Genomic DNA, 10,124 nt, shown 5'->3' with positions numbered 1-10,124 from the left:
TAGACGCCGCCAAGAAGGACCGGGACATAGTCAAACCTGATCCCGGTGCGCGTCTCGATATCCGGCAATGCGAGCTCGGCCAGATAGGCGTTTGGGCTCCCGAAATCGAAGTGAAACTCAGCCTTCAACGCAGCAACCATGGAGCGCTCTTCCCTTCGATACTGGCGGTTCGTTCGACTGCCGCCTCGTTCTGACCCGGCCCCGAACGATAAGTTCTGTTATAGAACTGTCAATATGATATTCGTCATCCAATACCGCTCGAGAAGGTATCCTATTGAAATCATATAAGTTCTGTTTTAGAATTTATTTTACGGCAGTCGGAAAAGTGGAGGAATTTGATGAAATGGGATGCGCTTGAAGAGGAGCCGTGCTCCCTGGCCCGCACCGTCGCTGTGATCGGCGATCGTTGGAGTCTGCTTGTCCTTCGCGAGTGCTTTCTTCGCATCCGACGGTTTGACGACTTCCAGGCGTCGCTAGGGATTACCCGCCATCTGCTCGCCGACAGGCTGAAGAAGCTGGTGCGCTTCGGCGTGCTGCGGAAAATTCCTTATCAGGACGCACCAAAGCGTTACGAATACATCCTGACGCAGAAGGGCCTGGATCTGTACCCAATCATCATGTCGATCGTGCACTGGGGCAACGTGCACATGGTCGATTCGCGCGGACGGCCGATGCTGCACGAGCACAAGAGCTGCAAGAGGATGTTCGATCCCGTGATGGTCTGCTCTGAATGCGGTGAACCGCTGGCGGCCAAGGCTGTGCATGTGCATCCGGGACCTGGTGCCCGCCAAGCTTCACCGGTTCATGCAGAAGCACAGCAACGAACCAAGAGCGGTCGAGAGCGGGCTTGAGGCATGGCATGACTCCACGTCGGCTTAGACGAGCGCGGTAGCCCCAGCGATATCCGTGCGTGGGCTCATCCGCTTCTGTCCAGGCTGCCTTAGTTCATTTGCCTTGCTCGGGCCGCTTCCGGTACGTGAGCCGACTCCGCCATGCGAGCCCCGAGAAGAGCAGCTATCGATCGACCAGTAGGAGAATTTTTGGCTTGGCCTACTGCCTGGCTTCTCTCGGATGACAATGTGCTCCGACGGCCACCTGAAAAGCCGCAAGATTCCTCCGACAGAGCTGGACTTTGACGAGCTCTCAAAACGCCAACGTTTGCTGTTGCCCTTCCCCCTCATTGTCATTCCTGCTTCAGCCAGCGCTTCAGGACCCGCCGTTGTGCGGCCCGAATCGGTCTCTCATAGCGCTTCAATCCAGCAAGACGCTTCGCCAGCCTCGTATTCGGACATTCCATCAATGCAATAAGCATGTCCTGGCGGGCTTGGCGGATGCGACCGAGCCACAGGTTGTTTCTCAATCAAAGCTTTCTCTTGTTCCTTTTTGGAGCAACATCCGACTGCGGCTTTACTGGTCTAGCTGGCCGCGCAATGCGTCTCGTATTTCGAAGAGTTCGCGAAGTCTTTGGGCAATGTCAGATTGTGTCTCCTGCCATTCGATCCGATCCTCCGCGGTCCATAAGGGAGACTCATGATTGAAGCGAGTTCTTTCTGCCTTTTCGAATTCAATGTACTGTTCAATCTCGCGCTCAACGTGATCTAGTTGCTCTTGGAGAGTTTCTGGCATCAGCCGCTCCCTCGGCTTTGGCCCCAGTCGGCGTCAAGGTTCGGCGCAATCGGCGCTGCGATCAATAGCTGTTCTGGCCGTACGGATATTTGCGTACATCTATCTGAAAGTTGTTTTAATACGTAAGACGATGCTTGTGCCGATCCGATTTACCGCATCAGCCTCGGAGTCGAGCGGAGTTCCGAGCGGGCGAGCGAGCGCAAGTTGGCTCCTCAAGAGGGGGTACCGAACTCCATTGGCTTCGCCAGAATTCCAGGACGTCGCCGAAATCTATACCATCAACAACGCCCTGGATTGGCAACTGGACGGCGCTGCTGCGCTTGACATCGAAGCCCGCCTTCGATCGTACGGTTTCGATCAACACGCCATCAAGTATGGAGGTGTACGTCCAAGCGCGGGAGATCCTCGTCCTGTTCGACCCGCTCCTGAACGGAGCACAACTTCGGCGCTTGATGTTGCTTAAGGAAAGCAGCAACATTCGACGGTCGAGAATGTCAAAGCTTTCCGATATTGGTGGGCGCACAAATCGGCCAGGCGACAACTACCTTTCTACGGAGAGGTCTTACTGACGAGGCCCCGCTAGGTTATTTCAATAAACGGCAGGACGCGATGATGAGCAGGAGCAGCAGGCTCTGCCGACCGACTGTGCTGCGATCTGCTTATCTTTTGATCGTCGAACAAGCTTGATAATCCTCACGACACAAGGCCAAATGTTCGCACCTCGGCTCATTCACCGATCTCGAACTCTAGAAAACAGACATGGCCAAACTGTATCTCGCGGCGGGATGGTTGGCTCTCGCCCTCGTGATTTTTGTGACGCTCGCTCCCATTCACGATCGTCCCATGATCGCGCCCCCTCAGTTCGAGCGCTTTGCCGGATTCTTCATCCTCGGTCTCGTGCTCGTGCTGGCCTACTCAAATCGCACTATCCTCATAACTCTAATCGTCGTCGGCAGCGCAGTTATCCTGGAGGCCTTGCAGCTGCTGACTGCTGATAGGCATGGTGACCTCATGGATGGGCTGGTCAAAGTGGCTGGAGGTGTCTGCGGGATCTCGGTCGTCACTCTGGCGCGCGTCGGTATCACTCAGGCAATGACTAAGATCGTATCACGCGGATGACCGGCTCGGCTCTACCGTCTTCTCCTAGCGACCGCTACAAGCTCAGGCGGCACGAACAACAAGGCTAGCCCGTCATGACGATCTCTGGCTAATCGCAGCTATGTTGTCGCTCGGCTTGAGAGCGGGTGTATTATGCGGGTCCAACAACCGCCGCGATTGGCACCGCAAATTGGGCCGGCGGCTGCTCGAAACCACGCTGGCGCCCTCAGTGCACTAAGCAGGTTTCTGGACAGCGAAGCCAATTTTTCAGGGGGAAGTCTGCCCCGTTTCTCTGGAGCGGTGATTGCGTCCTTGCGCCCCACGTTCGCGCGCCAGCGCCGCGTTGTTGGTTAGGCAAACAGCTGCGGCAGCGACGCTTCAAGGCTAGGCATCAGTTGCCCCATAATTGATATGGCGTTCCCATTTTTGCGCCTGCAATATGGAGCGATGGTGTAGTCGTTTCTGTCAGGCACCCAAGTGATGATCCGATATGCTGCAAGCACACTTGCAATAATGTATTGGATGTGCGGCCAACCGGCCTATTGCGGTTTTGAACAGCAAGTCGCCGCTCCCCTTTCGTTCGCGCTGTTCTGCGTCCGATATCCCGAAGATTGCCAGCAACATGGCGATCTGCGCATCACAGATTTCCGTTCTCGTAGTCAGCGATGGCGACAGCTCAACCAGATCAATTCCATGGTCAATTTCAGCATCATGCCGAAGGCGTTAGCGGCAAGCCGGAATGACCATGACTGGCAGATCTTTCCCAGCGAGGGAAACTGCGCGGACTATGCTGTGACAAAGCGCCATCTTCTGCTGCGAGCAGGTTGGCCAAGTTCGTCTCTTCTCCTTGCGGAGGTTGGCATTCGGACAACCGGAGAACACCACCTGGTTCTGCTTGTACGAGAAGGCAGGGCTATTTTGGTTCTCGACAATCTGAGTACGGCCATTCTCAACGTCAACGAAGCTTTCGACCAATACGCCTTTCTGCGCATACAATCGAACCACGACCCGCAACTCTGGATACGCAGGCTTACCGTATCGTAGCTCCGTGGAATTGCCTGACTTGGAGCGTGGCGGAGTTCTGCCGCAGCTCACTGACTCGGCCCAAGCCACTGCTCAGCGTCTATGACGATTCAAGACGATTGACATGGTACCGCGTGGTCAGCGTCCGCGCCGGGGCAATCGCCTAAAATTGGTGCAGGGATGCGCTTCCGTCACCATGCACTTCCAGGCTTAACGGGCGTATAGTCGAGAGAGATCGCGGTGAATCCGGTCCATTAAGTTCGCTCTCGAAGGGCGTGCGGTATGTCAGGCCCTCACATGCCGACACTGACGATCCGATTCGTGTGAACTGTGTACTGACGCAAGTTTGATACTCCGAGCCGTCGAACGAACAACGCATCGCGATCAAGTCTCTCGCACGTTTAACCGCAGCAACTTCGAAGCATTCGTTTCTCGCGTAGATATTTCGTTCGTACCGCTCAGGGCTTTACTCGCGGAGATTTTCGATGATCGATCTTAGCGGCTACAAGCTGACTTTCGACGATGAATTCAATTCCAGGAGCATTTCACTTACTGGCGTCGGCACGAAGTGGGCGGACACCAGAGCCGAATGGCGGGGCGATGCGGCGTCCGACGTTGGCTTCGGCACCAGCTCGTTCGTCGACCCCAGCTCGGGATACGATCCTTTCTCTGTTTCCCAAGGAGCGCTTGCGATTACCGCTGTTCCGGATCGTACTCCATTCGGAGTTCCGGGAAGTTGGGAATCCGGACTGATAACAACCCAGGGAAATTTCTCGCAACAGTACGGCTACTTCGAGATACGGGCAGAGTTATCGTCGTCACCGGGGGCTTGGGACGCATTTTGGCTGCTGCCCGTGAAAAATCTTCCCGATCCGAATGGGCTCGGACGGTGGCAAGAACTCGATGTGGTTGAGCACTATGGCGTCTGGAGCAAAGGGGTATACAGCACCATTCACACAACCGACCGAGTGCTGAATGAAAACTGGCAGACGCAGCTCCAGGTCTACAGTGAATTGCCAAATCCTGGTGGCTATCATACCTATGGCGTGAATTGGCAGAATGAGCAGATCAGTTTCTATATCGATGGGGAGCTGGTTGGGAGTCGCGCAACGCCGAGCGACATGCATCAACCAATGTACCTTCTGGCGAATCTGGCTACGCAAGAGCCCGCAAGCCTCGCGCAGGCACCTATCACCATTAAGATCGATTACATCCGCGTTTATTCTGCCGACCCGTCGGCCACAGCCGTTTCTCTAGAGCCGGTCTCATCTCCCGCGGGTGATGATCCCGGGACCTACGGTGCTGTAACTGCGTCAAGCACACCCCAAGCAACGCCGACATCAACATCGATCGGCGCCGGTCCCGATCAACTCATCTTCAAGATCAGCGAAGATGCCTATCTTGGAGACGCGCTCTACACCATCGCGGTCGATGGCAACCAGGTCGGCGGGACATTGACGGCCCATGCATCGCATGTGGCCGGTCAGTCCGACATCGTTGCCGTGCACGGGGATTGGGGACCCGGCGATCACACCGTCCTGGTTCACTTCCTTAACGACCGCTGGGATGGCACCCCGAATACCGACCGTAATCTTTACGTGGACTCCGTCAGCTTCAACGGAGCGAACCTTCCGCAAGGCGCCATGGGAAACGTACTCGGACAGACCTTCAGCTTCCATGATGCTGCATCGGCCGACACGACCACGCCGGTGATAACGCCCCCACCGCCGACAAATTCAACCGGTACGCCTTCACAACCACAGAACGGCTCATCACTATCGATCGGTGCCGGTCCGGATCGACTCATCTTCAAGATCAGCGAAGATGCCTATCTTGGAGACGCGCTCTACACCATCTCGGTCGATGGCAACCAGATCGGCGGGACATTGACCGCCCATGCATCGCATGCGGCCGGTCAATCCGACACCATTGCCGTGCACGGGGATTGGGGATCCGGCGATCACACTGTCCTGGTCCACCTTCTCAACGACCGCTGGGACGGCACCCCCGAAACTGACCGCAATCTTTACGTGGACTCCGTCAGCTTCAACGGAACGAACCTGCCGCAGGGCGGGATCGGAAACGTACTCGGACAGACCTTCAGCTTCCATGATGGGGCACCGGCCGAACCGACCACACCGGTGATAACGCCCCCACCGCCGACAAATTCAACCGGTACGCCTTCACAACCACAGAACGGCTCATCAACATCGATCGGCGCCGGTCCGGATCAACTCGTGTTCAAGATCAGCGAAGATGCCTATCTTGGAGACGCGCTCTACACCATCTCGGTCGATGGCAACCAGGTCGGCGGGACATTGACGGCCCATGCATCGCATGCGGCAAGTCAATCCGAGACCATTGCCGTGCACGGCGATTGGGGACCCGGCGATCACACTGTCCTGGTCCACCTTCTCAACGACCGCTGGGACGGCACCCCCGAAACTGACCGCAATCTTTACGTGGACTCCGTCAGCTTCAACGGAACGAACCTGCCGCAGGGCGGGATCGGAAACGTGCTCGGCCAACTCTTCAGCTTCCATGATCTAGTTTGATAGATGGGTGGAGCCGATAGCTCGGCACGTGGCGGCAACCGGTCCGACGGCCTAAATAGCGGCATCGAGAAGGGCCGCCACCGGGCCAGTAGCAGCGTCCTCTCTAGCGCCGCGAAGCAAAGCGGAGGCGTCCCGATCGTCTCCGGTTTCGAGACCGGTAGGCCATCAATGCTCTGGCTGGTTCGTGAGGCAACATGGCCGCAAGCACAAAGAAAGTAACCAGCGCAATTTTTTGAACGATCGGGAAAGGCTCAGAGCCAACACTCGCTATCAGTTTCGGCAACATCGAAGCGCGTGAGCTGCTTGCCGATACGATTTGGAGGCAGAAGCTGCGCTCGCGATAGTAAAAGGCGCCTTGCGGCTCAACCAATCTTCGGCCCGGAGCCACTCGAGCAAGAATCGCGCGCAAATGCTCGGTACGTGCCACAAACCTCTCGATATCGCGCTGTAGCAACGAAGCGCTTGGAAGCTGACCGAGCTGCGAATCGTTGAGGCCGTGCACGCGGTAGTTTCCCAGCTCTTCGGAAAGGCTGACGACGTCCCCAAGGAACGGAGCAACAAACAAAACGACCCCGTCCACGGCCTTGTCATAATCCACTTCGCGCAGTAGCTCGCAGACATCCCGACGAAATACATTCCCAGACGTCGGTGGCGTCTTGTAGACGCCGCGTCTGAGCACCTCATTGACCAATCGGTCGCGCTCCCGAAACGATTCGAGCGACGAGAATGATCCGACGGGCCTGCTTTCGGCATCGATGAGCGTCAGCCCAAATTGAAGTTTTGCAACGCGCTCGTCTAATTCGGCCAAGATTCTGGCCAGTGAACCTGGCTTGAGCTCATCATCGGCGTCGAGAAACAAGATGAATCTCGCTTGGGTCTTTTCTAGCCCAAACAGGCAGGCCCCTAGCTGCCCGCGGTTTTGGATCTTGAATGCAGTCACCGCATAGCGGGTGATCGTCTCCCAGGAGCCGTCAGTTGAGCCATCGTCCACCACCAGGAGTTCGCAGGCATCGCAGTTCTGGTCTAAGACGCTCCTGATCGCTCGCTCAACGTAAGCCTCGTAATTGAAGCAGGTGATGACAACGGCGAGCTGGGGAGCATCGCTAGCCTCTGTTCTCGAGCACGTCCTCGCTGTAGCTGCGTCACTGACATCGCTTGCTTCAGGCGTGAGCATGAGCGGGACCTGACGCCTCTTCGTAAATCGCCAGCGTTTGCCGAGCGACTCGCTCAATTGTAAGAAACTCCAGATTGAACTGACTTTTCTTTTTCCACTCCAGCACAGCTTGTCGGTCCTGGAGCAAACAGCGCAATACTTCAGCAAGTCTTTGCGGGTTGCCCACGGGAACGAGAACGCCTGCTTGTCCCTGTTCAAGTAATTCAGGAATTCCGTCGACATCGGTCGCGACGATGGCGCAGCCAGCTTCCCGCGCTTCCGACAGCACCAGCGGAGCGGGATCAGCGTGCGACGGCAACACGAATATGTCGGCCCCTGACAGGAACGGAAACGGATTATCTTGAGGACCCAAGAAGGTCACCGCCGACGCGCATGCCATCGAGCTGACCTGGACGGCATATTGCTCGCGGTGCGGACCGTCGCCGACAATATATAAGCGTCCTGCTCCGAGCGCCGCGTAAACCATATCGAACGCAGAAAAGAGGTCCGATAGCCCTTTTCGCGGATGCAGTCCGCCAACGAACACAATCGCCGGTGATTGAAGCGAGGCTGGCGTGCGATCTTTTTTCTCGAAACGCGCTGCACCGATTGTTCCATTCAGAACCACGCGGATCCTCGACTGTGGGATGCCTCGTCTTCGCATTGACTTGCCAACGGCTGCACTAACCGCGATCACTCTCGCTCCGAGGCCCATGAGGACTGCGCTTGACTGGAATTCATTGTGAACGGTTGTGATGAGCGGGATTCCGAGCAACTTGCAAATTGGCCAGGCAAGGACAGCGCTGGTCATCATATGGGCATGAACCACCTCTGCCCGCCAATCGCGCATCAGCCGATAGAGCGACAGCGTGGCCTGCAGCAGCTCCTTAGGTCGACGCTCCAAACCGATGCGGATGTTTTCGACATTGTTTTCCGCGAGCAGGGCATCAAAATCGCCGCCGCCGCTCACCATCGCGACCTGATGGCCGAGTTTCACCTGCGCACAGGCGAGGTCCACGGCGGCATGCACATGACCATTCAGCCGGCGTGTATGATTGAGTAATTGTACAATACGCATGCACACCTGCGGCAGATAGCCAGGGAAGATGCAAGACACCCCAGTTCCGGCGCGTTCACCGGGACGATTGACCTCAAGCTAAAAAACAACCAACGATGCTTGCGCTGCAAATACCCTGCCAAGGTGACATCGGCCGAAACACCAAAGCGCTGTGCCGAAAAAATCCGTTGATGAGGGGAACCTCTAACTTGATCTGGTTCCTCTGCTTGCTATTCTGGCTCGTCGGTGGCTTTCACAGGGCTTGGCCTGACAAGCCGGCCTAAGTTATTGTTCGAATGCACCAAACCGGTTTGGCGCCCGGTGAGTGCTGCACCGCCACAAGATCTTGCCACACTGCGAGTTTACGTTCTCGCAACAGGTGATCTGTCACTTGACGGGTTCGTCGGTTGGGCAAGCGAGGCGAGGTGTCGAACTCCGGCCGGCGTGAGGGGGCACGAAACCGATCGCAAGGACGTTGTTTCAGCTCAGCTCTTCGAGGGGACTTCGCGTATCGCGGGACACTGTAATGGAATACGCGGCTATCGGACTGGCAATTTTCGGAGCGGCGTTGGGGCTGCGCTTCCGATTTCGGGCATTGCTCCCCTTTGCCTTGCTTGTCCTGTTTGTCACGATCGTCCTGACACTTAATCAGCGCCTCGGCGGGCTTGAAACCGTTCTTGCCGTCTTAGCCACCCAAGCCATCTTGCAAGGCGGTTACTTTGTCGGCGTCATTATCCGCGCGCTGTTTCGCGCCTATCAGCGCAAGCTGATTGCGCCAGACGAGCTGGCTGCAGCGGATAAGCGCAGCTCCAATTCAGGATCGATCGCCTCTAACTGAGGCCGATCACCCGGCCCAGCCTATCACCGCAACCCAGCCGACTTGCGCCGGTCCTCATTTTGCGACGACCAGCAGCGAGTAGCCGCCTAGCAAACGCACCGCGAGATCCGCATTGAAGGCAAACATCAGGCGGCGGGGCACTCGCATGAGACGGCTTGTGAAGGCCTGATTGGGCAATTCCAACCGGCTGGCGGTGTAACAATGATCGACAATCGTATAGCCGCAATCCTCGAGCGTGGCCAACGCTGACTGTTTGAAGAAGTAGTGAATGTGTCCGACATTGCGTCTGAGGTCGGCAATCGGCCAGGCCCGCAAAATGGATTGCGCGGAGAGATCCAACGGGATGTGAAAGATCTTAAATGTTCCAAACCTACGCAACTGCTTTATGAATGAGATATAGTCCTCAACGTGCTCGATCACGTCAATCGCGAGGATAACATCAAACTCTAAATCGTGTTCGCCGAGGAGGTTGCTTAAGTGAAACTTCGTACGTTGAGTGCTTTTTGCTGCTGCGCGCCTGAACGCATCGGGCGAGATTTCGTACCCCGATAACCGCGCATCCGGAAACGTCCTTTCCAGGTTCAACAAGATCTCGCCAGTCCCGCAGCCAATCTCGCATATGCGCTGGGTTGGGATATTGTTTCGCCGGATCATCTGCGCGACGTGACTGGCCTTCCACGGCGCATCCTCCTCGTGCCACGTCGGATTGTTCTTTCCGTAAGCATCACCCTCGTATAATTCCTTCATTGCGCAAACCTTCTCAAAGATGAGGGA

9 protein-coding genes and 1 pseudogene are annotated in these 10,124 nt (G+C 56.5%); 5 read left to right on the top strand and 5 right to left on the bottom strand.

The features are described 5' to 3' along the window. A pseudogene (locus I6F36_RS37355) lies at nucleotides 1–140 on the bottom strand (2-hydroxychromene-2-carboxylate isomerase); the annotation flags it as partial. Nucleotides 141–338: 198 nt separating this feature from the next. On the opposite strand from I6F36_RS37355, the gene I6F36_RS37350 reads away from it, so the two are divergent. Then, a complete protein-coding gene (locus I6F36_RS37350) occupies nucleotides 339–851 on the top strand; it encodes a helix-turn-helix domain-containing protein (protein WP_225128164.1) in 513 nt (170 codons plus the stop codon). Nucleotides 852–1,407: 556 nt separating this feature from the next. On the opposite strand, the gene I6F36_RS37345 is transcribed toward I6F36_RS37350, so the two are convergent. Continuing rightward, the gene (locus I6F36_RS37345) at nucleotides 1,408–1,626 is read right to left on the bottom strand and encodes a hypothetical protein (RefSeq protein ID WP_225128165.1); all 219 of its coding nucleotides are present in this window, start codon (nucleotides 1,624–1,626) and stop codon (nucleotides 1,408–1,410) included. A 759-nt stretch (nucleotides 1,627–2,385) separates the two neighbouring features. On the opposite strand from I6F36_RS37345, the gene I6F36_RS37340 reads away from it, so the two are divergent. The 3 genes from I6F36_RS37340 to I6F36_RS37330 all read left to right on the top strand — a co-directional run bounded on the left by I6F36_RS37340 (nucleotide 2,386) and on the right by I6F36_RS37330 (nucleotide 6,302). Beyond that, on the top strand, nucleotides 2,386–2,745 hold the full coding sequence (locus tag I6F36_RS37340) for a VanZ family protein (RefSeq protein WP_225128168.1): 360 nt from the start codon (nucleotides 2,386–2,388) through the stop codon (nucleotides 2,743–2,745). Nucleotides 2,746–3,204: 459 nt separating this feature from the next. After that, nucleotides 3,205–3,768 (top strand): transglutaminase-like cysteine peptidase, encoded by a 564-nt coding sequence (locus I6F36_RS37335; protein ID WP_225173187.1) that lies wholly within the window; start codon nucleotides 3,205–3,207, stop codon nucleotides 3,766–3,768. A gap of 464 nt (nucleotides 3,769–4,232) precedes the next feature. Continuing rightward, on the top strand, nucleotides 4,233–6,302 hold the full coding sequence (locus I6F36_RS37330) for a carbohydrate-binding domain-containing protein (RefSeq protein ID WP_225173186.1): 2,070 nt from the start codon (nucleotides 4,233–4,235) through the stop codon (nucleotides 6,300–6,302). 103 nt (nucleotides 6,303–6,405) lie between these two features. Here I6F36_RS37330 and I6F36_RS37325 read toward each other — a convergent pair whose 3' ends face one another. Further along, a complete protein-coding gene (locus I6F36_RS37325) occupies nucleotides 6,406–7,533 on the bottom strand; it encodes a glycosyltransferase family 2 protein (RefSeq protein ID WP_225173185.1) in 1,128 nt (375 codons plus the stop codon). Next, nucleotides 7,463–8,533: a glycosyltransferase family 4 protein gene (locus I6F36_RS37320; protein ID WP_225173184.1), complete on the bottom strand. Its 1,071-nt coding sequence runs from the start codon at nucleotides 8,531–8,533 to the stop codon at nucleotides 7,463–7,465. Before I6F36_RS37320 ends, I6F36_RS37325 begins: the two co-directional genes overlap by 71 nt. A 505-nt stretch (nucleotides 8,534–9,038) precedes the next feature. On the opposite strand from I6F36_RS37320, the gene I6F36_RS37315 reads away from it, so the two are divergent. Continuing rightward, nucleotides 9,039–9,350, top strand: a complete 312-nt coding sequence (locus I6F36_RS37315) for a hypothetical protein (protein ID WP_225173183.1) — start codon at nucleotides 9,039–9,041, stop codon at nucleotides 9,348–9,350. Between the two features lie 54 nt (nucleotides 9,351–9,404). Here the strand turns inward: I6F36_RS37315 and I6F36_RS37310 are convergent, their stop codons facing one another. Further along, nucleotides 9,405–10,097: a bifunctional 2-polyprenyl-6-hydroxyphenol methylase/3-demethylubiquinol 3-O-methyltransferase UbiG gene (locus I6F36_RS37310; protein ID WP_225173182.1), complete on the bottom strand. Its 693-nt coding sequence runs from the start codon at nucleotides 10,095–10,097 to the stop codon at nucleotides 9,405–9,407. Nucleotides 10,098–10,124 lie beyond the last annotated feature (27 nt).

The sequence above is a fragment of the Bradyrhizobium sp. BRP19 genome (assembly GCF_020194195.1).
In the GTDB taxonomy this organism is placed as follows: Bacteria; Pseudomonadota; Alphaproteobacteria; order Rhizobiales; family Xanthobacteraceae; genus Bradyrhizobium; species Bradyrhizobium yuanmingense.
Note: the sequence above shows the minus strand (reverse complement) of the source record. Positions and strands in the feature narration are given on the sequence as shown.